At 39.1% G+C, this 25,580-nt stretch carries 24 protein-coding genes; 6 read left to right on the top strand and 18 right to left on the bottom strand.

The window, feature by feature from the left end:
• Window positions 1–19 precede the first annotated feature (19 nt).
• Window positions 20–1,072 (bottom strand): hypothetical protein, encoded by a 1,053-nt coding sequence (locus DRF61_RS04425; RefSeq protein WP_111954477.1) that lies wholly within the window; start codon window positions 1,070–1,072, stop codon window positions 20–22.
• A 534-nt stretch (window positions 1,073–1,606) separates the two neighbouring features.
• On the opposite strand from DRF61_RS04425, the gene DRF61_RS04420 reads away from it, so the two are divergent.
• A complete protein-coding gene (locus DRF61_RS04420) occupies window positions 1,607–2,785 on the top strand; it encodes a T9SS type A sorting domain-containing protein (RefSeq protein ID WP_111954475.1) in 1,179 nt (392 codons plus the stop codon).
• 344 nt (window positions 2,786–3,129) lie between these two features.
• Here DRF61_RS04420 and DRF61_RS04415 read toward each other — a convergent pair whose 3' ends face one another.
• The 3 genes from DRF61_RS04415 to DRF61_RS04405 all read right to left on the bottom strand — a co-directional run bounded on the left by DRF61_RS04415 (window position 3,130) and on the right by DRF61_RS04405 (window position 5,497).
• A complete protein-coding gene (locus tag DRF61_RS04415) occupies window positions 3,130–3,852 on the bottom strand; it encodes a siderophore-interacting protein (protein ID WP_111954473.1) in 723 nt (240 codons plus the stop codon).
• An 82-nt stretch (window positions 3,853–3,934) separates the two neighbouring features.
• Window positions 3,935–4,807: a helix-turn-helix domain-containing protein gene (locus DRF61_RS04410; protein ID WP_111954471.1), complete on the bottom strand. Its 873-nt coding sequence runs from the start codon at window positions 4,805–4,807 to the stop codon at window positions 3,935–3,937.
• A 54-nt stretch (window positions 4,808–4,861) separates the two neighbouring features.
• A complete protein-coding gene (locus DRF61_RS04405; RefSeq protein ID WP_111954469.1) occupies window positions 4,862–5,497 on the bottom strand; it encodes a LysE family translocator in 636 nt (211 codons plus the stop codon).
• Between the two features lie 245 nt (window positions 5,498–5,742).
• Here DRF61_RS04405 and DRF61_RS22540 point away from each other — a divergent pair, with 245 nt between their 5' ends.
• From DRF61_RS22540 to DRF61_RS04385, 5 genes are all read left to right on the top strand, one after another.
• Window positions 5,743–5,901, top strand: coding sequence for a hypothetical protein (locus DRF61_RS22540; RefSeq protein ID WP_157963355.1), 159 nt, complete (start codon window positions 5,743–5,745; stop codon window positions 5,899–5,901).
• A gap of 180 nt (window positions 5,902–6,081) precedes the next feature.
• Complete coding sequence (locus DRF61_RS04400; protein WP_111954467.1) at window positions 6,082–8,421, top strand: TonB-dependent receptor; 2,340 nt, start codon at window positions 6,082–6,084, stop codon at window positions 8,419–8,421.
• 3 nt (window positions 8,422–8,424) lie between these two features.
• The gene (locus DRF61_RS04395) at window positions 8,425–9,240 is read left to right on the top strand and encodes a DUF4249 domain-containing protein (RefSeq protein ID WP_111954465.1); all 816 of its coding nucleotides are present in this window, start codon (window positions 8,425–8,427) and stop codon (window positions 9,238–9,240) included.
• Between the two features lie 295 nt (window positions 9,241–9,535).
• Window positions 9,536–10,195, top strand: a complete 660-nt coding sequence (locus tag DRF61_RS04390; protein ID WP_111954463.1) for a hypothetical protein — start codon at window positions 9,536–9,538, stop codon at window positions 10,193–10,195.
• A gap of 345 nt (window positions 10,196–10,540) precedes the next feature.
• Entirely contained in the window at window positions 10,541–11,560 is a 1,020-nt protein-coding gene (locus tag DRF61_RS04385; protein WP_111954461.1) for a chymotrypsin family serine protease, read from the top strand.
• 116 nt (window positions 11,561–11,676) lie between these two features.
• On the opposite strand, the gene tssD is transcribed toward DRF61_RS04385, so the two are convergent.
• From tssD to DRF61_RS04315, 14 genes are all read right to left on the bottom strand, one after another.
• Window positions 11,677–12,084, bottom strand: a complete 408-nt coding sequence (gene tssD, locus DRF61_RS04380) for a type VI secretion system tube protein TssD (RefSeq protein ID WP_111954459.1) — start codon at window positions 12,082–12,084, stop codon at window positions 11,677–11,679.
• Between the two features lie 198 nt (window positions 12,085–12,282).
• Window positions 12,283–13,848, bottom strand: coding sequence for an ABC transporter permease/substrate-binding protein (locus DRF61_RS04375; protein ID WP_111954457.1), 1,566 nt, complete (start codon window positions 13,846–13,848; stop codon window positions 12,283–12,285).
• The gene (locus tag DRF61_RS04370) at window positions 13,845–14,756 is read right to left on the bottom strand and encodes an ABC transporter ATP-binding protein (RefSeq protein ID WP_111954455.1); all 912 of its coding nucleotides are present in this window, start codon (window positions 14,754–14,756) and stop codon (window positions 13,845–13,847) included. The genes DRF61_RS04375 and DRF61_RS04370 overlap by 4 nt, the downstream gene beginning before the upstream one ends.
• A gap of 9 nt (window positions 14,757–14,765) precedes the next feature.
• A complete protein-coding gene (gene egtB, locus DRF61_RS04365; RefSeq protein ID WP_111954453.1) occupies window positions 14,766–15,938 on the bottom strand; it encodes an ergothioneine biosynthesis protein EgtB in 1,173 nt (390 codons plus the stop codon).
• Window positions 15,939–16,192: 254 nt separating this feature from the next.
• On the bottom strand, window positions 16,193–17,176 hold the full coding sequence (egtD, locus tag DRF61_RS04360) for an L-histidine N(alpha)-methyltransferase (RefSeq protein WP_111954451.1): 984 nt from the start codon (window positions 17,174–17,176) through the stop codon (window positions 16,193–16,195).
• A gap of 137 nt (window positions 17,177–17,313) precedes the next feature.
• On the bottom strand, window positions 17,314–17,808 hold the full coding sequence (locus DRF61_RS04355; RefSeq protein WP_111954449.1) for a GNAT family N-acetyltransferase: 495 nt from the start codon (window positions 17,806–17,808) through the stop codon (window positions 17,314–17,316).
• A gap of 357 nt (window positions 17,809–18,165) precedes the next feature.
• Window positions 18,166–19,308 carry a 1-acyl-sn-glycerol-3-phosphate acyltransferase gene (locus DRF61_RS04350; RefSeq protein WP_111954447.1) on the bottom strand — a complete coding sequence of 381 codons (1,143 nt, stop codon included), beginning with the start codon at window positions 19,306–19,308 and terminating at the stop codon, window positions 18,166–18,168.
• A gap of 393 nt (window positions 19,309–19,701) precedes the next feature.
• A complete protein-coding gene (locus tag DRF61_RS04345) occupies window positions 19,702–20,247 on the bottom strand; it encodes a hypothetical protein (RefSeq protein WP_111954445.1) in 546 nt (181 codons plus the stop codon).
• A gap of 184 nt (window positions 20,248–20,431) precedes the next feature.
• On the bottom strand, window positions 20,432–21,457 hold the full coding sequence (locus tag DRF61_RS04340; protein ID WP_111954443.1) for a terpene synthase family protein: 1,026 nt from the start codon (window positions 21,455–21,457) through the stop codon (window positions 20,432–20,434).
• A 20-nt stretch (window positions 21,458–21,477) separates the two neighbouring features.
• Complete coding sequence (locus tag DRF61_RS04335; protein ID WP_146896982.1) at window positions 21,478–22,302, bottom strand: terpene synthase family protein; 825 nt, start codon at window positions 22,300–22,302, stop codon at window positions 21,478–21,480.
• 198 nt (window positions 22,303–22,500) lie between these two features.
• Complete coding sequence (locus DRF61_RS04330) at window positions 22,501–22,776, bottom strand: hypothetical protein (RefSeq protein ID WP_111954439.1); 276 nt, start codon at window positions 22,774–22,776, stop codon at window positions 22,501–22,503.
• Between the two features lie 5 nt (window positions 22,777–22,781).
• Window positions 22,782–23,516 (bottom strand): terpene synthase family protein, encoded by a 735-nt coding sequence (locus DRF61_RS04325; RefSeq protein ID WP_111954437.1) that lies wholly within the window; start codon window positions 23,514–23,516, stop codon window positions 22,782–22,784.
• A 28-nt stretch (window positions 23,517–23,544) separates the two neighbouring features.
• Window positions 23,545–24,543, bottom strand: coding sequence for a terpene synthase family protein (locus tag DRF61_RS04320; protein WP_111954435.1), 999 nt, complete (start codon window positions 24,541–24,543; stop codon window positions 23,545–23,547).
• Window positions 24,544–25,227: 684 nt separating this feature from the next.
• Window positions 25,228–25,566: a hypothetical protein gene (locus tag DRF61_RS04315; RefSeq protein ID WP_111954433.1), complete on the bottom strand. Its 339-nt coding sequence runs from the start codon at window positions 25,564–25,566 to the stop codon at window positions 25,228–25,230.
• Between the last annotated feature and the right edge of the window lie 14 nt (window positions 25,567–25,580).

Below are 25,580 nucleotides of genomic sequence, written 5' to 3'. Positions count from 1 at the left end.
ATTATGTTCAAAATTTAGGTTAATCATTACAGCTTCTTTCAATACATTTCCATTGGGTACCGTTGTACAGTTTAACACAGTTGTCCTGAATATCATAAACAAGCATTCCTTCTTTCGGTTCAGCAACTGCATCTCCTGGCTTAGGAGTCTGGTCTACATGCTGCACTCTGGTGATAACAAAGCCTTTAGTTTTCGATTCTAATGCAAGAAAACCATTAGGAATATTCTCAGGCCAGCTTTTGGTTTTCTGCTGTGTAGTGATTCCCATTTTCGTATAGCCATCAGGGGTTCCCGAAAGTCCGGGTTTTGTACAGTAATTATCTAATTCATGAACAATTTCATCCGCAAAACCACAGGCAAATTTGTCATCAGGAAGCCCGGCAGGCCAAAGACCCGGACATGAAGCCTGAGTAGCATTTGGTCCGCAGAAGCTGGCATTTCCGGGAGCAAGCCCTGTTACCGTATCCATTGCAATGGCTATAATCTGGCTGTCATTACTGAGTATGGAGCTTCCCCCTCCATTTACCTGGGCTTTGGCAATACAATAGGCTTTTCCCAAAGGAGCACCAACATAATTTATAAAAGGATAGGTAATGGACTGCTGGCTGAAAGTTCCGCATATTTCCACAACACTGTATGTTCCCATATCAATGGTTGAAGTAGCTCCGGGAAATGTCCCCCAGAATGAAGGGTCTCCCTGAGAAACCGAACCGGTAAGGGAAAGGTAAGCTTTTGTTCCCAGTTTCACTTTTGAGTTCTTCTGGCTTCCGAAAATTCCTATGATGATTGATCCCTCAGATTTTACACTGGCAGCATCTCTGATCTCAAGGTTACCGTTTACCGTAACACCTTTTACAGTAAGCACTCCTCCAGGTTCAATAATAAGAAGTGTACCCTGTGGGATGGTTATATCATTAGCTAAAGTAAGGTTTCCGGTAAGACAATAAGTCTGCCCGGGATTCATTGCCTGACCTGTGTAGGCTGTACATTGCGCGTTCGTAATACCGTAAAAAAGAACCATTAACAAGAAAATGAATTTCCCATTAATGGTGCTAAAATTTAAATTATTCATATGATTTTATAATAAATTAACATTTTTCAAATAATTTAATGCGTTAAAAATAAAATTTTAGTTAGCCCTCTATTCAACAATTTACATACCAAAATTTTATTCAGAGTCTCATTTGAACTCGAATTATTCCGGTCAAAAACACTTAATTAACGCAATAACAGGAAATTAAACACGTGTTTAAAAAAATAAAATTATTTTAAAAATTAAATCAGTGTTTGCCAATTCAGATTGATTTCTTTTTAACAGCATTTATAAAAAAGATGACCATCATGATATATCTTCTGAATTAAAATTTATTGTTTCAAATTTAGTTAAGCTGCCACTCAATTATATCCGTATTGAAAAGGCTTTCAAAAGTAATTAGATGACACAAATAAAATGCATAGAAATTAATTATAATGCACAGATTTCCCTTTATTACTGAATTTAAAGCAATAAACAATCCTTAAACATCACATCAAAGTGATAAAAAATCTATTACAATAATAATATTTCATACTTTAGTGATAACTAAAACCATCAAAACTCAAATTTATGAAAACACCATTATTATCCATGAAAAGTGGTCTGGCAGCAGCTATGCTTTTTTTAGCAGGAATTGCTAATGCCCAGCAATGGCAAATTACCGGAAACGCTGGCATCACATCGGCAAATTATGCAGGCACAGTAGATCCGAGGCCTTTTTTTCTGAGAACCAACGGAGCATCTGCCAATCCGGGACAAGCTATCCTTAATGAAGCAGGTTCGTTTATCGTAGACGCCGTGAATAACTCCAATACCGCCAAAGTAAAAGGAAGTATCGTGACGGGAAGCTCCAATATTCTTGGAGGACTGGCCAGCAGTTCTATAGTAAGCGGCTGGGGAAATGATCTCGCCAATGGTGGAGGTGCCAACATCGTGAGCGGACAGGACAATATTGTTCTGAATAATTCAAGCAAGTCTGTGGCATTGGGCTGGAAAAACACTATCAGAAACCATAACCAGTTCGCATTAGGGGTAGGCATCGATCTTAAGGATGTATATTCCGGAGGATTCGGAATTGACCTGGCTGCTACCGGAAACCGTTCTTTCGTGATTGGGTCCGGAACCGGAGGGGTGAAACTGACGAATAATATTCCGCTGTCTATTATGTTTGGATTATCTCCTACATCAACCATGCTGATCAAGGATCAAAGTGTCGGCATTCTTACACTCGCCCCTACCGCCAATTTCCACACGGTGGGAACGGTAAGGCATGAAAATCTGCCCACAGGAAGCGGCCGCGCCCTGGTTGTAGATGCGAGTGGTAATGTAATGGTTTCGAATACGCCGCTCAACAAAACATCTTCGGCTTCAGATGAAACCATCCAGCAGCTGGAAGACCGCATTAAAAACCTTGAAAATACAGTAGAGGAACTGAAACAGCTTCTATTGAATAAAGGAGTTTCATCAACTGATCTTTCTTCTTCAGATGTTGCTCAACTCGCTCAAAATGTTCCCAATCCCACCAAAAACGGAACGAGCATCAGCTATTATCTTCCGAAAAGTACAAAAACAGCTTCTATTGAAGTATACAACATCACTGGCCAACTGGTGAAATCCCTCCCACTCCGTGAGAAAGGCAACGGAACGATCACCCTATCAGGTTCAGATCTTCAATCCGGCACGTATGTATATACCATGATGGCAGACGGAAAAGTGACGGGTTCTAAAAAAATGGTTATCCGGGATTAAATTCTTGATATTATATTTTCAAAAAAACGGCTGAAGAGGATTCTTCAGCTGTTTTTTTTGATTCGATCTGTTTTCCGAAGAAAAGAATATTATTTTTTGGATTTAAGGATTTTCACTTCCCGTTTCAGGGAATCTATCTGTTCTTTTAGAATTTTAATGTACTCTTGTTGGTTTTCTAATATGTATTCTGGGATGTTTCATGAAAGCACCTGAATTAGTTGAAGTATTACCAAGCCTGGAGAAGAAAAAATTAGTGGTGGAAATGAGGAAAAAACTAATTTCAGAATTGCTTCTGTAATATATTGACTCCACCAATCTTTTAATCTTTACTAAAGATTTTATATTTACAACCCCCTCTTCCCCACCATCCAATACGCCTGCGACCTGATACACTTCCCCTCCACACCTTTTGCCTTAAGAAATTTGCGAACCACTGACATGGTATTTCCGTTTCCTGTAAGATAAAAAACCGCTTCATTATTGTAAACGGCTTGTTTTTCTTCTTTTAAAAAATCGTTTAAAGCTTCCATGATGTTCTGAATGTCGTTTTTAGGAGCGTGATAGCCGTACAGTTCCAATTTTTTCAAAACAGAGGAATCTTCCAGCTCATGAAGGCATACAAATGCACCGCCTATTTCTTCCACTGCTTCTTTGATGGACAGAGAGCTTCCCAGCGAAGTTGCATCCCCTATGGAAAAATGGATTTCTGCATTGGGTTCAACAAAACGTTTCCCTCTTGGCATCAGTATTTTTGTAGTTTCGCCTGGTGAAAGACGGCTTGCAAAACGGCTTCCTACAGCATCCGTATCATGAAGATGGAAAATTACATCAAAAGTTCCTGCGTTCTTATTAAAACTGAAGGGTGAATAATTACGGTAATCCCTTTCGTTGACTCTTATTCCTATAGCGTAAGCCGGTTCAAAAGGAACATCTTGCAGATCAGAAGTAAAACGGATAAGGCGGAGATCTTTTGAAACAGCTTCTGTATGGGTAACGGTGCATTCTTTAAATTTTGAGGACATGACATTTTCTAATGTATCATTCATCCATTTTGGTAGGCTTGGCATAAATAATTTTTAATGCAAAGGAAGCTTCAAAATGAATGCAGACCGATAGCCGTATCAGGGTATTAGTTGGACAATTCGTGGGTTACTTCCTGTTCTGGTATTTGTCCCGGAATTCTGTCGGCGGGCAGCCTTCAACCTTAGAAAATAAGCGGGAAAAGTAGGCATGATCGCTGTAGCCCAGCACATACGCAATTTCTTTTACACTAAGTTGAGTGAAGGATAAAAGTCTTTTGGCTTCTATCAAAACTTCCTGATGGATCCAGTGCTGGGCAGATTTACCTGTTACCTCACGAATAACCTCAGTCAGATAGCCGGGTGAAATATTCAAAAGCCCGGCATAGGCTGATGGACTTTTCAGGGTTTTAAATTCTTTTCTTACCAGAATTCTGAACTTTCTGGCCAATTGAACGGCACGGCTTTCACTGGATGCTCCTGCATGATTTCCGCCTAAAAAGATAAGGACATACAAGCCTGTAAAAGCACTGATTAATGACTGAACAACAAGAAATCCTTCTTTAGTAGCCAGCATTTCTTCCGTACAGGACATCTGAAGCAACCCGGCACAGGCATTGAGCTTTTCAACCCAGCTACCATCAGCAGGTACCGGCTGTACATCTACTAAAGTTTCTTCAAAAACCGATCTTGCAGCATCGGGTAACAGATCTGCTTTCACGGCAATAAACCATCCGGTGACCTTTTCCATTAAAATTCCCTGATGAACCTGACCGGGCAGCAAAAAGAAAACAGCAGCATCCCGGGCTTCTATGATCTTGAAATCAACCATCATCTTAGCCCTTCCACTTTCCAGAAATGTAAAAATATAATGGCTGTCCCGGTGGATTCCTTTATCAAAAAGATTATCTATGGTGCTCATCGTCCGCTTTTCAATTCTTTCGATCAGGATACCATGCCGGGTAATACTGTTTAAATCATAAGTGGGAATGGTCTGTTTCATGCTTTGGAATCAGTTATTGATACAACATTTTACAGCAATAAGCTACATACCCGCTTATTTAGCCTTCGACAAAGCCATTTTTACAGCTAAATAAGTAAGTACGCCCGCCATAAACCATTTCTGAATCTTTACCCAAAATGGATTACCCGCAAAAAATGCGGCCACCTTTGCAGCTGTGAGTACGATGATAAAATTAACGCTGAAGCTTACAAAAACCTGGACAATTCCCAGTTCAAAGCTTTGCAATAAAACAGAACCATATTCAGGTTTTATGAATTGCGGGAAAAAGGACAGGTAAAATACAGCGACTTTCGGGTTCAGTGCGCTGGTGAGGAAGCCAACGCTAAAAAGCTTTTTGGTCCCATCATGCGGGCTGTTTTTATCTACTTCAAATATATTTTTACTCTTAGGTTTTATTGCCTGGTACGCTAAATACAGAAGATAAACGGTTCCAAGTGTTTTCAGAACGGTATAAGCAACCGGAACTGCCAGTAATACCGCTGTAAGCCCGAAAGATACCATGACAATATGAAACATAAAACCACATACTACTCCTGCCAGAGAAATCAATCCGGATTTTTTTCCCTGTGTAATTGATTTTGAAATGAGGTAGATCATATTAGGCCCGGGACTTATCACTAAAACAAGGGCAGCCAGAACAAAGAATAAAAGTTCGTGAAGTGGAATCATTTTTTATGCAGTTATTTATTAAACAGTCTGTGCGGAAAATAAGGTACCCGGATTCGGAGAATACTCATTGAACAAATATATTTAATTTCATTCACAGTCTGTATAAAGTGATACTCATTTTTATCTGCAGTGATCATTTAACATTAAGATGACAATAAAATATAAGTCTGGTTGTGGTATTTTGTTATTTTTGTATTCCCGGAACAGGGATTTTCTACCTTTTCAGGATAACCATACCAAAAACTATGAACCGAAATCAATTGCTGCCTGTTAACTATACAGGAAAAAAGACCATAAAGAGATCAATTCAGTATCAAAATACCCTCCCGCCTCTTCAGGCTATTCAGGAACCCATCTGCCATAAAAGATTGAGAAATTCTTATTCCGGTTTTGGTATCTGGTAGAATATTTTTTTCAAATTCTGTAATATCGCTTGAATTTTTACGTTTGACAGTAAACCATGAACTATTACCTAACACTAAAAGTTGCACCCGTCTAATTCCTTTTTCTGCAATTAGCTTTAACATCACTCAACCTAAACATACTATTTGACAGGATTTCTACTACATTAAAATTTAAACTCAATGCAAAAATTGTTTTTTAAAACTGCCGTCACCGCCGCTGTAGTCTGTTTCAGCTCCATGGCGCTGGCGCAGCAGAAATACTCAGTAAGCGGTACTGTGAAGGATCATAAAAACGGAGAGCTGCTGATAGGGGTTACTGTAAAAGTAAGTGAAGATCCGTCTGTTTCTGTGGTTGCCAACGAATATGGCTTTTATTCACTATCACTTCCCGAAGGAAGTTATACGCTGATCGTTTCCTATCCGGGTTACCGTGATTTTGAGCTGCCGGTAAAGGTGGAACAGAATACCAAGTTGGATCTGCCACTCGATCAGGAAGAAAAAGGAGATGAAAAAGTGGGGAAAATTGATGAAGTCGTTATTTCAGGGATTAAAAAGGATAAAAACCTTACCTCGGCCCAGATGGGAACTGAAACTTTAAGCATCAAAAATATAGAAAAACTGCCGGTTTTGTTCGGGGAAAAAGATGTGATGAAAACGATACAGCTTTTACCGGGAATCAAAAGCAACGGTGAAGGAAGCAGCGGATTCAGCGTAAGAGGCGGTGCTACGGATCAGAACCTGATCTTACTGGATGAAGCACCTGTTTATAATGCTTCGCACTTATTAGGTTTCTTCAGCACCTTCAACAGTGATGCACTGAAAGATGCCAGCATTATTAAAGGAAACAGTCCTGCCCAATACGGGGGCCGTCTTTCTTCTGTGATGGATGTTAAAATGAAAGACGGAAATAATAAGGATTATAATGTGAATGGAGGAATTGGACTGATCAGCAGCAGATTGAGTGTGGAAGGCCCTATTCAGAAGGAAAAATCTTCATTCATTGTTTCCGGAAGAAGAACATATGCCGATCTTTTTCTTAAGACGAGTGATGATTATAAGGACAGTAAACTGTATTTCTACGATTTGAATTTGAAAGCCAATTATCAGATTAATGAGAACAACCGTCTTTATTTATCCGGATATTTCGGAAGAGACGTCCTGGGACTGGGTGATACCTTCTCAACAGATTGGGGAAATACAACGGCAACACTCCGATGGAACAGTATTATCAGCAGTAAGCTGTTTTCCAATACTTCATTAATTTACAGCAATTACAATTATAAAATCAGCCTGAAAAGCAATGATAATACGTTTGGCCTGGATTCCCAGATCGAGGACTGGAACCTTAAGCAGGATTTCACGTGGTTTGCCGGAAATAAGCATTCGGTGCGTTTCGGGCTTCAGTCTATTCATCATACGATCACGCCAAGCAGTGCTTCCGGTACGAGTGTGAGCAGCTTTCCGAGAAACCCGAGAAAATCATGGGAAAATGCAGTGTATATCAATGATGATTTTAAAGCCTCAGATAAATTAACCGTAAATTATGGTTTAAGGCTTTCTACCTTCAGCATTTTGGGTGGTGACACGTATAATACCTATGATAATGGAGTGATTACGGACAGCAGATTCCTGGAAAAGGGTAAATTCGGGAAAACATACTTTAATCTTGAACCGAGAATTACCGCCAATTATCGCATCAATGAGGTAAGCAGCATCAAGGCCGGATATTCCCGCAACACACAGAATCTGCACCTTCTGAGCAACAGCAGCAGCGGAAATCCTACAGACCAGTGGATCGGGAGCAGCTACAGCGTAAAGCCGGAAATAGCTGATCAGATCAGTGCCGGATACAGCAGAAATTTCAATCATAACAATTATGAACTGAACGCTGAGATTTATTACAAATCCATGCAAAACCAGATCGACTTTAAAAATGGTGCGCAGATTACCTTTGATACGGCAGCAGATGTAGAAAGTGAATTGCTGTATGGTAAAGGAAGAGCCTACGGACTGGAACTGATCGCCAAGAAGAAAAGCGGAAGATTAACAGGATGGATTTCTTACACGTTGTCTAAAACAGAAAGAAAAATAAACGGAATCAATGATAATGAATGGTATAATGCCAGAATGGACAAAACCCACGATCTATCTATTGTCGCCACTTATGAACTGAATAAGAAATGGTCCTTATCCGGATTATTCCTTTACAGTACAGGGAATGCCGTTACCTTCCCTACCGCCAAATATGAGCTGAACGGGCAGACTATTTTTCAGTACAGCAGCAGGAATGCAGACCGTATGCCTGCCTACCACAGAATGGATCTGAGCGCTACCTATGAACCGGAATCTAACAAGCGTTTCAAAGGATCATGGTCATTCGGTATTTATAATCTCTACGGCAGGGAAAATGCCTATACGATTACGTTTGAAGACAATCCGAACAATCCTGGAACAACGCGCGCTATGCAGACTTCCCTTTTCCGTTGGGTACCCAATATCACTTATAATTTCAAATTTTAGATCATGAAGAATATCATTTTTATCATATTATCGCTGTTTTTACTAACTTCCTGTGAAAAAGAGATCGATCTTGATCTGGATGACAAGAGTGGAAACATCGTCATAGAAGGCAATATAACAAACCAACCGGGACCCTATATTGTAAGAATCACAAAATCTGTAGCTTTTACACAAAACAATCAATATCCTGCGGTTACTGATGCACAGGTTGTTGTAAGTGATAATACAGGTCAGACAGAAACTTTACAGTATGTAGGGGACGGCAAATATATAACCACAGCTTTTACCGGAGTGACCGGGAGAACCTATACCCTGAAAATACAGGCTGAAGGAAAACAGTATACGGCACAAAGTACCATGCCTGAAATTGTCAGCTTTGATGGCCTGACTCAGGATTCGTTTACCTTCGGAAGCGAAACCACCTATACTCTTTTACCTGTTTTCACCGACCCCGCAGTATTAGGGAACCGTTATCTTTTCAATTTTACCATCAATAACATGACGAAAAAGACATTTGAGGTATTTTCAGATAATGTAAATAACGGAATGGTCAACCAAAGACCTTTGTTTCTCCCGAATGAGGATAATGATGATGACCCTACGGATCATAAGGTAGTGCCCGGGGATACTGTTTATGTAGAAATGCAGTCCATCGATCACAATATATTCACCTATTATTCTGCTCTTCTTCAGATTTCAGGGGATGGCGGGCCCGGCGGAGGCGTTACCCCTTCCAATCCTCCAAGTAATATTAACAATGGGGCTTTGGGTTATTTCTCAGCACATACGGTACAGAAAAAAAGTATTGTCATTCAATAAATTATAATCATCAAGCTATATAAAAAGGCTATTCCTAATAATTTGGAGTAGCCTTTTTTATCGCTCTGCTAAAATTATCTTTCTACAGTTTATCTGAATTGTTTTATCAGAATTCATGTTTACAGGATTGGTTAAAAAATAATTCACAAACAACTAATAAACAACACATTACCCTCAATAAGTATTTCTACTGACGATAATATTTGGTTATTTACACGCTAAAATCCGGTTCTTTTTCTTCGTTCCTTTGAGTTGTTCAATAAGTAATTACAAACACCAACCAAAAAACAAAACAATGGAAACAATTCAAATTACACAGACCGAAGTGGGTTTCAAAGATCCGTTCGAACGCGTTATTTCAACCTCAAAAGCAGGAGGAGAATCCAAAGAGTCTTATTCTATCGAGGTAGCAGGAGAAGGACAGCTTACAGGGCTTTCCTATAGTGTACCACCATTCACTCAGGGAAGAATCACAGCTTCTCTTCAGGTATCTGCCATGTCCAGCCAGGATGTGAAAAATCTGAATGACCTGGCCATGAGCATGCTGAGTGCCAGCTATAAAGAAGAAGTTAAAGAGTACGAAAAAACATCGGCAAGTGCCAATTTATCCGTCTGGACTTGGTTCTTCGGTGGCGGTGGTGCTTCTGCTTCTTATGAAAAAACAAAAGAATCTATGAAATCCAAAGGGCTTACAGAGGCTCAGATCACCACATTAATGGATGCTTTTCTTGAAAAGGCAAAGCAGATGTCTACTGTAAATATTGACTTTTACGTGAATAATTCGGCCAATGACTTTGCTGTTTCGGGGGACCTGTATCTGTATACGGTTTCAGGAACCATCAAAACTGAAAAAGGAACGGCACAGTACCGTATGCTGGCTGATCAGGCTTCTGCAGGCGGACCTCCTCCTTCTGGCGGCGGTGCTCCTTCTTCGGGAACCATTAAACTGAACTAACATTAAGTTTTAAGTTTATTGAGATGATTCAAGTTCGGAACGGTAATGCCCGTTCCGAATTTTGATACAGTAGTTATTACCTATTCTATTTAGCCTGAGTTCCGGATAAGACATTTCTGTTTTTAATAAGGTAAGGAAGCCTGAAGCCGGAAGAGAGAAATTATTGAGGTCATAAAAAATAATTATACATCAGTTTTTATTAATTTTCTTAAGACTAATTAATTCAATTTTAAGAAACATCAGTCCAATAATAACTTCAAGCCTCCCACTTCCAGCTTCCAGCACATTAATCTTAATTTTCTTAACCCGAACTCCTATTTATCAATCCAATAAAACCACCAAATCATGAAACTAAGTAAAGAAGAACTGGCCCTGCACGATGAAATGGCCCAAAGACTCCCTGAACTCGTTGAAGAGTATTTTAAAAGACCCGAGATCACTTCTTTAGGGGTCTCTTTGAAAACAGTGAACGATCAACTGATCCCAAGCCTTAGCTATACGTTCGGAGTAAAAAAGAAACTGCCTTTAGCCAAAGTCAGCAATCCAATTCCAGCTGCCCTTTTTGGCTGTCCTACAGATGTTGTGGAGTTTGAAATCCAGGAAAATAACCTGGCTGCACCGGATGCTGTGGCAGATGCAACCAGAAACGAAAAAACAGATCCACTGATCGGAGGAATCAGTATTTCAGCAAACGGCGAACTGATGCAGAACGGAAGGGAAGTCGCCGGAAACGGGACGTTGGGCGTCATGGTAAATAAAACAGGGGACGATAATCCTTATTTGATAACGTGTGCCCATGTACTGGCAGGAACGACCACAGAACTGGATTCGGATGTGTGCCAGCAGTCTAAATGGGAAACAACCCTGAATTACTGTCACAACTGTGCGTCCCTGAAGAGTTATTACCATAAAAATGTTACATTTAAACGTAATTCAGCAACGATCAGTGCATGGCTGGACTGTGCTATTGCAAGAAAGGGATGGTTCAGATACGCCACAATAGGAAAAGTATACGGTGTGGGAAATATCATTGGGGGATTTTCTGATATCAACCCTGAACTTATTGGTGAGGAAGTGATGAAAAGCGGCATTGCAACAGAAGTCACCACCGGGGAAGTAACAAGTATTACCACTTCGCTGAAAGCCAGAAACTTTAACGGTACAGAAGTGACAGCCAATAATATGATTATGGTAAAGGGTAACTCAGGATCTTTTTCTGCTTCAGGAGATTCCGGGTCTGCCGTTTTTACAACTAATGGCTCCCTGATGATCGGTGTGCTTACAGGCGCTGGGCTTACCAGCGGCTTAACTTCCGTTTCTGCGGCTGATGCTATTTTAAGCCAGTGGTCGGATTTGAGTTTTTAAATTCAAAAAAAGATCAGTCCACAAACTTTATTTACAAACAAAAAAGACAGAATGGTATCCTACTTTTATAGGTAACCATTCTGTCTGATTTTTTTTAAGTTTAAGAAACTATATTCCTAAGAAGTAGGCCATTCTGCTTTGTAAGAAGAATTACCTAAGTCAATCTGCTCTGCACTTACGATGAAGCTGATGTACATACTGTTTTCATCTACTGCATTGAAATCTACTTCGTGCTGAATTACATATCCGTTCTCCCATTTCAGAGTAGTCAGTGTTCCTTCTTCATGAGATTTGTTGAACGTTACTTCTCCGGTTGTAGGCTTGTATTTTCCGTTCAGAAGACTTTCCAGAATATCTGATTTTTCTGTAGCTTCCACTGTGATTTTGATAAGCGCATTAGAAGGATCTGATGCCACTCTACCTGATACGTCCGTAGAACGTGATACACTGTAGTGAAGTTTTAGCAGTTTCTGCCCTTCTCCACCATTGAATTTTAAGATTCCTCTTGAATTTCTTTCTGCCATGATTTGTAAATTAATGGTTAATATTTTGTGATCTGATGTTATTCTAATTCACCAAATATAGAAGTAGTTGCGGTATAAAAAGGGCTTTTTATGATTTATCTGAGAAAGTGTAGTAGTAGTACGACTAACAAGTGTTAGGGTTTTTTATTAATTATAAATCAAATATTTACAGTTTTAAAGGAAAGATCAGATTTTATTTTATTTGTCTTTGAAATATTTTTTAAGATCTGATATATTCTTTATCTGAAGATCCTGAGACTGTTTTCTGCGCATCATCAATGCATAGGAATTATTGAATCCAAGAGGCTTAAGCCACTGAATACCGTACTGCTTTTTAAACTCCGAATTGACATAGTTGTATGTTTTATCAGGACTCTGGGTTACATTTTTAAGTGTTTGCTCCGAAGGCTTTAAAAGGACCAGAAGTCCGGTTCCCGTATATTCAGGATAAAAATCAATTCCATCATTCATTAAGGCATCAAAACAGATCTTGGTGCCACCCAGCCCTGTTTTTGTTTCCACCTTATAGTCTGTATAGCCTTCAATAAGCATTTTATACATTTCTGTGAGAATATACTGCTCACCAAAAATCTTCGACCCTATCCGTATCGTTCCGGAATTTCCTTTCCTTGAATTTTTATACAAATTATTTTTAACTAAAAAATCCTTTGCTATTTTTTCCGGTGTCTGGTTAAGATAATCAGATTTATAATTCAGATCGGTCATTATGGAGTCATTGAATTTACCGGCCAGCAGACCAAGGGTTTCTTCCAGCTCAGGAAATTTCTTCAGTGTTTTTGTTTTAAGAATGGGTGCTGCAAAATAAGGCGGAAATATTTTTTTGTCATCATTCAGAACATACAGGTCAAAAGCTTTGATCCTGCCATCGGTAGAATATCCGCTGATAAGATCCAGTTCCTTTTCATAGGCCGCTTTATACATAATGGCATCGTTTACCACAACAGGATTTACATTCAGTCCGTACACCGAACGCAAACCGAGGTCACCATCCTGTCTTCCCATAAATTCAGGGGTAAAACCTGCTTTAATTTTATTCTTTGATCCGGAAGTAAACAGATAAGCTGCACCAACAATAATAAAAACAGCTGGAATTATATATTTCAGTTTCTGAAATAAACGATAGCCGGATTTCTGTACAATGGCAATGGTTTGGTCGAGCAAAACCGCCAACAAAGCTGCAGGAATAGCACCTGCCAGGATCATATTGGTATTATTCAGAGAGATGCCTCCGAAAATAAACTCGCCCAAGCCACCTGCTGCCACAAAGGATGCCAATGTAGCCACTCCGACATTGATCACCGCTGCCGTTCGGATTCCGGCAATGATAACAGGCATGGCCAGAGGAAGTTTCACTTTAAAAAGGAGCTGCCTTCTGTTCATCCCCATTGCTTTGGCCGCTTCTACAACGGTGGGGCTTACTTCTGTAATTCCTGTATAGGTGTTTCGGATGATGGGTAAAAGAGCATAAATTAACAGGGCAACGATAGCAGGCCTGGCCCCGATTCCAAAAACAGGAATCATAAAACCCAGCAGGGCAATACTCGGAATAGTCTGCAAAATACCGGCAAAACCAAGCACAGGGCTGGAGAATTTTCTTTTCCTCGCAATCAGTATTCCTAAAGGTACACCGACAACAGTTGCCAAAAGTAATGACAGAAAGGTAAGCCCCAGATGCTGTACAACCTGGGTCAGTAATTTTTCCTGCTGTTCTATGATAAACTGCCAAAGACTTTGCTGCGTCATACGATCTGTAATTTTCTATATTCATTGAATGCCCTGATCAGGCTTTCATAATATTCAGTGTTTCTGTGATCCGAGCTTAATTTCTGTAAAGCATTCCAGACACTGGTATTTTCAGTAAAACCAAATTCACTGTACAGACTTTCTGAATTAGCAAGGTCTTTCAAAACCGCAATTTTGTATTCAAGCAAAAGCCTGTTTTCGGTAAAAAATTCATTGACAAAATCGTTTTGAGGACGATAAAGCATCTCTTCAGGGGTTCCTGTCTGGATAATTTTCCCTTTATCCATAAGGCATATGCGGTGTCCCAGTTCAAAAGCTTCCTGAACATCATGGGTAACCAGGATAATGGTTTTATTTTTAAGCTCTTCCAGCGATTTAAATTCTGAATGAATGTCAGCTTTGGTGATATTGTCCAGCGCTCCGAAAGGCTCGTCCATCAGCAGAACGGGTGTATTGGCGATCAGAGCTCTTGCAATGCCCACTCTCTGCTGCTGTCCCCCACTCAGTTCGCTGGGAAACCGTGAAAGCATATCTTCTGAAAGATGAAGCTTATTCAACAATTCATGGGTCCGGTTTTCTGTTTTCTTCCTGTCCCATCTCAGTAATTCGGGGACTACGGCAATATTCTGTTGAATGGTGTAATGAGGAAACAGACCGGAATGCTGCATCACAAAACCGATTCCCATCCGCAGTTCTTCCGGTTTCTGATCACGGATATTTTTACCGTTGATGGAAATATTTCCTGAATCCGCTTCTACAAGACGATTGATCATTTTAAGGGTCGTCGTTTTGCCACAACCGCTCGTTCCCAGAAGGACTAATATTTCCTGATCATGGGCCTGAAAAGAAATATCGTCTACTGCAGGTTTTCCGTTAAAATTCTTTGAAACTGATTCAACTGTAATCATTGGCAAAAATTATTGAGCAAGTCTGATTCCTGTAAACTGCCATTTCAGATTGGTCTGAAAGAAATTACGATAGGTATTCCTGCTGTGTCCGGCAGGTGTAGCCTCAGAGGCACCACGCAAAACCATTTGATTGACCATGAATTTGCCGTTATACTCTCCTACTGCTCCCGCTTCTTTCTTAAAACCGGGATAGGGTAAATAGGCAGAATTGGTCCATTCCCAACGGTTTCCCCAATTGAAATTACCGGACGCTGCTTCCCACTCTGCTTCGGTAGGCAGGCGCATTTCTTTCCAGGATGCAAAAGCAGAGGCTTCATAAAAATTAATGTGGCAGACTGCCTCATTAAGGTCAACTTCCTGTAAGCCGTTTAGGGTATAGTTCATCCATTTTCCATCAATAAAATGCCAGTACAGCGGAGATTCTGCATTGCTCTGCTTTACCCAATCCCATCCTTCAGCATGCCAGTGTCTGAAATCGGTATACCCTCCAGCTTCCATAAACTGCAGATATTCTCCGTTGGTCACCAGCTGATCTGCAATTTCAAAATCATTAAGATATACTTTATGCCTGCCCAGTTCATTATCAAAGCAGAAACCTTCTCCTTTAAACCCTATTTCATAAATTCCTTCGGAAAACTTTAGCATTTCAGTAGGTCTATAGCTTTCTTTTTTTGAGATCAATTCTTTTCTATAGGCTGGAAAAAGCGGATTGTGTCCTAAGATGTATTTAATATCGGTAATTAATAATTCCTGGTGCTGCTGTTCATGATTAAGACCCAATTCTAAGAGCGGTTCAACAGTTTCAGTCATAAACCTGCTCTGAAGAAATATTTTCATATGCTCATCCACATACTGCCTGTATTTATAAATATCTGAAACAGAAGGACGGCTGAGATTTCCACGGTCGGTACGGATCACTCTTGCCCCGATAGTTTCGTAATAGCTGTTAAAGACAAAATTATACTGGGTATCGAAAACTTTATAATCAGGAAAATTGGGAATGAGAATAAAAGTCTCAAAAAACCAGGTGGTATGGCCAAGATGCCATTTCGGAGGGCTTACATCTATGATGGGCTGCACTACATAATCCTCAATTTCCAAAGGAGCACAGATTTCTTCGGAATGTTTTCGGATATCTGTATACTTTTTTACTAAATCCGTTGTCGCTATATTCAGTGTCATGCTCTTTAGTTTTTAGTAGGTTATAATTTAAGTTCAAATAAATATACTTCTTATTTTTCTTTGAAAGAACGTTTGTTTCTATGAGATCTGATTAATCTGTGGAGTATTATGCTTTTTATTTAACGCAAAGTTTTATTAGTTCAAACATATTATTTAGATAAGCAAAAAAGTCAACAAAGTCGTTGACGAAACTGTACGGTTGTTGATTTGCTTCTTGAGAATTCATGGTATTAATTCTGTCCCCTTATTTCTCTTTATTTTGCCTGCCAGACGACATCTACAAACCATTTTTTTGAGTCTTTGATTTCTCCTATCCGTTTAAAACCCGATTTTTCTCTTAATTCTTCAATTTTTTCTTCAGAAAATTTTTGTGAAATTTCCATGTCAATGAGTTCATTTTCTTCAAATGAAATGCTGTCGTTTCCTATTTTTACGGTCTGTTTTTGCAGGCTTACAAGATAGCTTTTACAGGCTCCGCTTATGGGATCATAGGTTTGATAATGCTGGAATTGTTTCAAGTCAAAATTGGCATCAAGTTCCCGGTTGATACGGGTCAGCAAATTAAGGTTAAATGCTGCCGTAATACCTTTCCGGTCGTTGTAAGCATTTAAAATAGTGTGAGGATTTTTCTTGAGATCGAAACCGACCAATACCCTGTCGCCGGAAGTCAGATTCCGCTTTAAACTGTTACAAAAATTTTCAGCTTCCCCGGGATTCATATTGCCTATATTGCTTCCTAAAAACAGGATAACTTTTCTTCTGCCGGAAAGTGACGCTGCTTTCTGAAGCATTTCAAAATATTCTCCTTCCAAAGCCTGTACTTCCAAATCCGGTAATTCCCGGCTCAATTTTTCTTTTAATATGGAAAGGATGTTGCCTGAGATATCAATAGGCATATAGGTGAACTGAGTTCCCTGTTCCACCAGATGCTTCAATAAAAATGTGGACTTCATGGCATCTCCAGCTCCCAGTTCGATCAAATCGAATGGCTCATTTTCAGGGATAATAAGATGGGCCAGATCAGTTGTTTTATTTTTGAAGATGTCGAGCTCACACTGGGTGAGGTAATATTCAGGCATAGCCATGATTTCCTGGAAAAGCCGGTCTCCTTCTTTATCGTAAAAGTATTTTGAAGATAATCTTTTGGGACTGTTTTTCAAGCCTTCCAGAACATCCGGACGAAAACTGTCAACATGATGATTTTCAACCTTTGGGCATGGGTTTATTTGTAAATTCATATGTTTTAATTTGTGTGGTTGTTAGTTCACTACAACTATCTTGCCGCCTCAACATTGAATTTACAAAAAAATATTTTCTATCGTTTCATTAACATAAATATCTGCTTAATTGATGTAACTGATCGTCTGCTCTGAGCTTATTTTCCTAGTTCATACTCGATTTCACCATCATTTAAATCTGCTGTTTTCACAAAATTAAGCCGTTCCAGCAGTTTAATTGCAGGGCCGTTATGCTGATCTGTTGCTGCCCATATACGCTTCAGCCCTAATGTATGCAGTCCGAAATCAATGGCCAGCGTCATTCCGGCAGTCATATATCCTTTGCCGTAATATTGTGGCAATAAAACACAGCCCAGCTCACCTTCTCCTTTATCCAATCCCCGGTAATACCCACAGGTCCCAACAATTTTATGAGTTTCATTGTCCACGATGCCCCAGTGAATAGAATTTCCATCCAGATAATCCTGATTGATCTTTGCCTGCATTTCTGCTGCCTGCTGAACAGTTTCCGCCCGGATAGCATCATAAAATGAGATTTCGATAAGATCATCAAGGTCTGCATCCTTAATCTGTCGTAATGATACCCTATCGCCTGTTATGTGTGGAAAATACTCATGTTGAAATAGTTTCATGCTTTTTAGTTTTTAATCAGCCGTTAAGATATGAATAGCCCAAGCGTTACTCATGCTTTTTTAGGAAAATTTTAAATTTAAAAGTAGTTAAGGATACTAAATAAAAATAGTGCATTATCTTTCTGTCTTTGTTCTTTTGTCTTGAAACAAAATGAACCAAAAATTCAAGGCTGGAAACTTTCACTAAAAATTAAAACTTGATCCTAAAATTTCCAAACTCGTGCGGAGAGAGTGTTTCTGCTTCGTTTCAGTTGACGATCCCGCACTCAAACAGTGGAAATTTTTAACGGATAAAATTTTAATTTTCTTAACGCTCCAGCTTCCTAGACCGATATTCGAATAACTCTTCAGCAATACTTACATTAATGAGTTGTTCTCATATTTCATTTTATTAATCAGAGGGTTCGCATACATGGTAAGAAAAAACTCTTTGGAAATGGCATCAGAAGGGTCTATACGCATTTCAAGTCTGCGCACAAACAGCTGTTTTTCCTGTTCTGTATATTGATCAGCATAAGTATCGGTATTGTGAAGCAGGTCGTAAGCTATAAATTTGGTTGGCCAAAGCCTATAGTTCTGAATGATTGAATCATCAATAATCTGAGCAATTGCCTGCAGCTGCTTATTTTTATTTTCAAAATTGGCCGCAATATCATCCAGCTCAGTATCAAGAACGTTGCCTGCATGCAGGTGAATCCGTTTTTTCTGACCTAAAACTCCACTGAGCATGGTCATAAAATCCTCATCTTTACCTTTAACATACTCCTCATCTCTGTGCCTGGCCAAAAGCTGCGGCATTTTTAAGGAATCTGTAGGATCATATTCGTAGGAAATAGATACGGGAACGATTTTCAGGGTTTTAAAATAATCTGCCAATGGCATATCTTCTGCAGCCATAGCAAGCATTTTTAAAACGCCCTGCTGGGTAACATCATTTCCGTCTTTTGTACGGCCTTCGCGCTGGGCAATCCAGACGGAACGGTTTTCTTTATGTAAAAGTTCTTTAATATATTCCGACATGATCTGGGAACTCTTCAGCTGCTCACGAAGCGGCAATCCTCTCTGAACGAGAAAATTACGGTTCAGTTTGGCCAGGTCATGTAAAAAAGTTTTCTGAACAAGATTATCGCCTATCGCTGAAGCCGTCATGATAAGGCCTTTCTCCAAAAGAACCAGGTTGATGAGTGAAGTATCTAAAACAATATCTCTATGGTTCGAAATGAAAAGATACGGCGTCTGCTTATCCAGCTTATCGAATCCTGAAGTGGTAAGACCCTCGGAACTTTTCGCAAGGATCTGATGAATGGTATAGGCAATAAAATTGTGCTGAAAATCACTTACAGAGTGAATGTTTTTAAACTGCTCTCTCCATATTTTCTTATCCGTATCAGGAAAAGTAAAACTCATCAGCGCGTTCATCATAGGATCACGGGCAATTCCAAGTAATGCTTCATTCACTTCACTGTCATCAAAAAACCGGATCTCATCGAACTTTGACATGTAATACTGTTAAAATTAAACTTTTTGCAAAAGAACAAAAATTTATTGAGGGTACGCCACAATGTTTGTTAAAGTATTATGATTTACGTTTAAGTTTAGACGGACAATCTGTTTTTATAAATAGATAAAACATTAAACCAATTATCAATCCATTTTATAAGTTCTTTTGTCTTGAAACAAAAGAACCAAAAATTCAAGGCTGGAATCTTCCGCTAAAAATTAAAATTTGCTCCTAAAATCCCCAAAACTCGTGCAGATTCAAGATTACTTTTTCAGTTCTATATTCGGGCCGCACTCAGACAGTGGGAATTTTTTAACGGATCAATTTTTAATTTTTTTAACGCTACAGCTTCCTAAGCCGATAAACAGGTTACCACAATAAAAAGAGAGCCATTATTTTACTTTTTCCAATAGGTACAATTTAGCGCCTGAAAATGCCAGTTTAGGCATCAGGTTTCCTTCCAGCACCATGGTTTTGTTGTTGACATCAATTACTGAAATATAATTATTGGAATTGTATTCTATATAGTTTTCTTTTTCTTTAGTTAAAGGATTTTTTCCGAATTCCATAGAATATTTTACCCAATCTTCTTCTCCCGAACTGCAATGTACCGGTTTGAATTTGGATTTTTTAGCCTTGAAAATAATCTGGTCAAAACCTTCCGTACAATCTGACGTAAATGAACTTTCCGGATTCTGATCTTTTGAAAAGTCTTCAAACGAGCCTTTATAAACCCCTACAATTTTCCAGGTTCCATCCACACGGTCTTCATCTATTTTTCCTTTGGCTTTGCTTACTGCCCAGCTGATGCCATTCACGGTTCCTTTTACAGCTTTGTAGCCTATGGTCGCAGCTCCTGTCACTACTTTTGCAGCGGTTCTTACAACGCAGGAGTTCAGCACAAATGTGGCTGAGGCCAGTAATATTATTTTTTTCATATCATCAAGTTATTAAGAATACGAAGATAAGATTTTAAAAATATTATGTTTATTCCTGTAGTGTGGATTTTCAGCTTTAGTGATCTACTGCTTGAAAAAAAGTATATTTTTCGAAAAATAAAAAAACAGCAAAAAATTTCATCTTTGCTGTTTTTTTATTACTTCAACAGTATTCTATTTGCAGCTATTTCTGTACAAAAATACTGTGTGGGATAAGAATGTCATCTCCTTCTCTTCCATATTGTGGCACAATAAATCCTTTCGGTTCATACCGGTTGGTTCCGGAGTTATAATACCAGTTGGCACATCCGCTTATCTGTAGCTTAATATGGTAAATATGATCGTATGCCTGTTGTTGAAAAGCTCCAAAATCCGGGAGTGACTTGTGCAGATCATCCAATTCCTGACCATAGGCATCGTGCAGTCTCATCGCTTCAGTACAGGCCTCCTGATAGGTAAGGTTATACTGATGGCTTAAAATGAAAATAATATTCAGACTTTCACTTTCTATTTCAAGTTCTTTTTTCAGAGAAGCAAAATCATTCTGGATCACAATAATCAGGGAGAGCAGCTCTCTGCAACGCTGTACAATAGGGTGATTATAGATAAAAACCGGCAATGGAGAATTCGTTGCAGGATCTATCAGATCACCATACGGCCACATCCCGATTGAATATTTTCTAAAGCTGAGATAATGCGGAAGTAACGGATAGATTCTTTTCTCGGCCTGTTTGAAAGGGATTTCCTCGATCATTCCGTAGATGATGAATTCATAAAAATTGATAGCCACCCTGTCTATCCAGAAACGAGGCATAAATGTTTCCCACTCTTTTCGTGCTTTTGCCATTTGCCGGAGAATACCAATTTCATCCGGAAGAGGATCATCTCCCATCATGACTTCATATACCCTTTCTGCCATCGCTTTCAGTTCTTTTGCGGGAGTCATTCCGAAATAGTCATCAAATAGTGTGATGTAGATCATTAACCTAGCACAAGGGCGCATCCGTTCTATGCTGTCACAGGTAGGATTCATATAGGTAGCTACTCGGGACAGGAACTGGGGTTTGCATCTTTTTATTCCTTCTTCAGAAATAAAAGTATAATCATGGTCATACCATATTTTTTCTTCGTCATCAAAGGCATTGGCAATTGGGCTGGTAACGGTGGGCCATGGGTAGCGGCATTTAGGAACAACTAAATCTTCTCTCATGGGTTTATTTTTTATCAATTTTAAATAGTTTTCACATCATTACTAATTTCCGGCCAGGCAAAACCTACTCCTCCATGCTGGTATCTTTCAGTTTCCAGATAAAAAGAATTCACTCCCTGAAGTCCAACTCCTGCATAATAAACGAACTTGTCTACGTGCTCCTGATATTCACCAAACTCGCGGTACTCAGCATGTAAGGCAAGTACTTTTGCCAATTCTTCATTATGGATGCCGAATGCCTGTGCGCAGGCATCCTCCAATGAAAGATTATATTCCTGCTGTAATACAAAAACCAGGTTAAAAACCTCTGTACCCTTCGCCATTTCTTTTGGCAGAGAATGAATATCATTTTGCCATGCAACAACCAGGGTCATATGAGATATCATTTTTTGAACGACAACATGCTCAAAAATATGTTCAGGAAGTACAAGACCTGATTCAATCTCACCTAAGATCAGATAGGGACGCATAAGAACAGAATATTCACGAATGGTTTTGAAAAGCGTAAGTGACGGTGGACGCTCTGCTATTTTATAAGGGTACTCCAGTTCAATCCCATATCTGAATGACTGATAAAAGTAATAAATAAAACGCTCCACCCATAGGTCGGGCATCAAAGCGCGGAATTCGTCCCTTATTAACGCCATATGTTGGTAGAGAGCATTTTCGTCCTCCTTTGGTTGGGCACCCTTGAGAATGTCTACACAACGAATCCGTAACTGTTGGATTTCCTCCAGGGACGAATGCTCCACCTGATCATCAAGAGCCACGTACTGAAGCATAAACCTGTTACAGGGAATACTCTGTTCATAGGTTAAGTCCGGCCACATACGCGCAGTGCACATGTGCAGCCTCATTTTCTTGTATGTTGTGCGTTGTTTTTCGGTCAGGAAAGTGTAATCATTATCAATCCATCCGTCCATATCTTTACCCATCTGTTCTGCATTTGGATTGATAAGGTCGGGCCAAGGATAATGGCCACGTGGCAGATAATCTTTTGAATTATATTCTTCCGGTTTCATATTGTTTATTGTTGTTTGTCATTATAGAAAAATTTTATTTTCAGGGAGAATACTGTCTCTTTTTTCAATATCCCTGTAGCCATCCGGTTTATAACGTAATGTGTCCAAATGATACCAGGTATTTAAGCCTTGTATTCCAATTCCCATGTGTAGGGCATAGTTTTCAATATCTTTATTTATACTCCCAAAATCTGGAAGAGCTGATTGCAAGGCAACAAACTCTGTCACACACGCATCATGAAAACGTAGGGCTTCTTTACAGGCTTCGCCAAAAGTTAGTCCGTATTCATCTTCCATTACCCTTATAAATCACAGGGAACTTTGCTTGTACCCCTTACTGATTCTTTTTCTAAAGAATAAAAGTCATTCTGAAAACCTATAATTTTCCCCATAAGTGACCGTATCCTCTGTATTACAGGATGATCGACAACATGCTTCGGAAGTGTAAATCCTATTTCACATTCCACAAAATTCATAAAGGGGATCACTGCTACGTCAAATTCCCGAATAATAGAATAAACAGCCAAATTGGGACGTGTGCCAGTTGCCGTATATGCTGTCATTTCTCTTATTCCAAAAAGAAGATATTCATACATGTCCTTGGCCATGCGCTCCATCCATTCATTGGGCATAAAAGCTCGGTATTCATCACGCATAATAGCGTATTGGTGAAAGAAAGCCATTTCATCAGGAAGTGGATCCGCTCCCAATAATATTGATCTTACCCGTTCTGCTGCATGCTTTATCTCTTCCCTTGTACTTAGCTCATAATAATCGTCACTCACAGTGACTGCTACCATCCACCTAACGGCAGGTTTCATACGTTCATAGCTTGTATTTTCATTGGGCAGCATCCTTATTGTTGTATAGGCTAAATTGGCAATTTTGTATAATCTTCGTTCGGACGCTGTTAAAAATATGTAATCATTGTCGAGCCAGCCCTCTGCATCTTCTTTCAGCCGTTCGACATGAGCAGGAATAGAAGTCTCAGGGAATGGGTAATACCCCAGCGACAATGGGTTTTGGTAACTGTTCATATTGGATTATTTAAGATGCTTATTAATATTATATTTGATTTAGCCTTTCTTTCAGTTCCTTTACATCCGGAAATTCCAGTGCATTGTAACGGCCAAGTTTTGTAGAAATATTTTTCCAACCGCTTAGGACCATGCTCATATAATGTACCCAATTGACAACTGCATCCTGCCAGATACCGAAGTCAGGCAAAGAAGACTGAAGGGTTACAAATTCTTTCAGGTCTTCATTGTGCAGGCGCAGATCTTCAAGGCAGGCATCTTCCAGTGAGATCTGGCGTTCGTGCTGGATCACTTTAACAATATTGTAATAAACACTGTCGGTTGCTTCATCTTTCACTACAGACTGTACTTCGTTGAAATAAGTCACCAGATGACAGGCCAGAGTCTGCAGGCGGCGGATGACCGGATGCTCATGGATCTCCGGCGGAAGAATGATTCCTGTTTCTACCTCTGTAAGCTGTAAAAAAGGATACAGGCAGATAGAATCTTCCCTTAAAGCAATGCATTCTTCTATGGTCGGAAACATTTTTTTCTCCTTGTATTGAAGTTCAGTTTCCAGTCCGGTAAAGTATCTGCTGATCATCTTTGTAAACCGGACGATTGATTCCTGAGGGATAAACTGCAACAGTTCCTGCCTTAATGAAGCCAGCATAGATCCTAATGGTATTGTTGCTTCTTCAGCGCTTAACTCACCATTGAGAACTGCAACGGACTGGATATGGATTTTTTTAATATCTCCAGATGTGCTTTCCTCGTACAGATCGTCATTATAAAGCGTCCACAACATCAGTCTGCAGATAGGTTTGAAACGTTCAAGCGATGCTGTGGGAAACCATTGGGCAGCAATATGTGCAGTTTTAGTTTTTTTGTATTTTTTGCGGAGGTCAGGGTTCTGTTCATAAAGCCACAGATATTCGCCATCTATCCATTGGTTTTCGGTAATTTCCTGCAGCTGGTCTGCATGAGGGTTCTTTAATGTCGGGAAGGGATAATTAAATTGTTTGTTTAAGAGTTCAAGTGTGTTCATGGTTTTATTATTTTACTGTTTTTTCACATAAGGATACTATTTATAGGTATAAGTAGTTTAAAATTGATCATTGATAACGGGGCAAATAAATTAGTGTAAACATAAATCCCAACCTATCCACAAATAGTTGTACTTAAGACAAATTAAGAGGCTGATACCAAATAAACTAATTTATATTGAGCTTACCTGTTATATTTCTGTATGGGTTCGTGTAAGTATTAGAAGCAGGAAGAGATCAGTTCCCTAACTTTATTGCAAGAAAAATTTTCATAAATTTTAATTTGATGATTAATATTTTTACGGCATTAGTTTATAGCAATGAAAATAAAAAAAAATACAACACAATTCAATTTTATTTCACATAAGTTTGACATTACTAACCATATAATACTGATAAGCAATATTTAAGGGCCTTTGTGAACAACAAAAACATTTAAATGCAGCACGGAATACCAATATTATTGTTTTTTGGAGTCTTTTTTTCTCCCGTTTATGAGCACAGGACCATAAGAATAATGTAATCTGATAAAAAATATTGTGATAATCGGTTTCTACCTGCCATCATGCAGACAATATCCTGCAACGAAATACCCAATTAAAACATTACAAATCATCACCCTTACAATTAGAAAATAAACCCGGCAGGCAAAGTAATTTTCAACTGAATCCGCATGAAAGAAGCTTCTAAAAAATATCTATTTCAATAGCAATGTCTATATCTTCTATTTCTATACGGTTGATGCTGTCCAGCTGAAATGTTCCTTTTGCTGAAAAAGATTTACTGTAAGTTATATCATCACCCTGATTATCTGATTGCAATATTAGGTTACACGCAAAAAAGCCTTCATTAACTGAAAATGTTTTTGAAGGAGTGTCAACAAAAATATCCTCTTGACTGATTTCTACCTGCCAATTTTTGCAGACATAATTTTCCGGCTGTGTATTGCTTAATACATCACTCCAGATTCTGTAATCATTGCTAAATTTTTCTGCAATGTGATCTTTAATCTTGTTAATTTCCATGGTTATAGTTTTTT

The organism is Chryseobacterium lathyri (assembly GCF_003290185.1).
GTDB lineage: Bacteria > Bacteroidota > Bacteroidia > Flavobacteriales > Weeksellaceae > Chryseobacterium > Chryseobacterium lathyri.
This window is presented reverse-complemented; position numbering and strand designations above follow the sequence as displayed.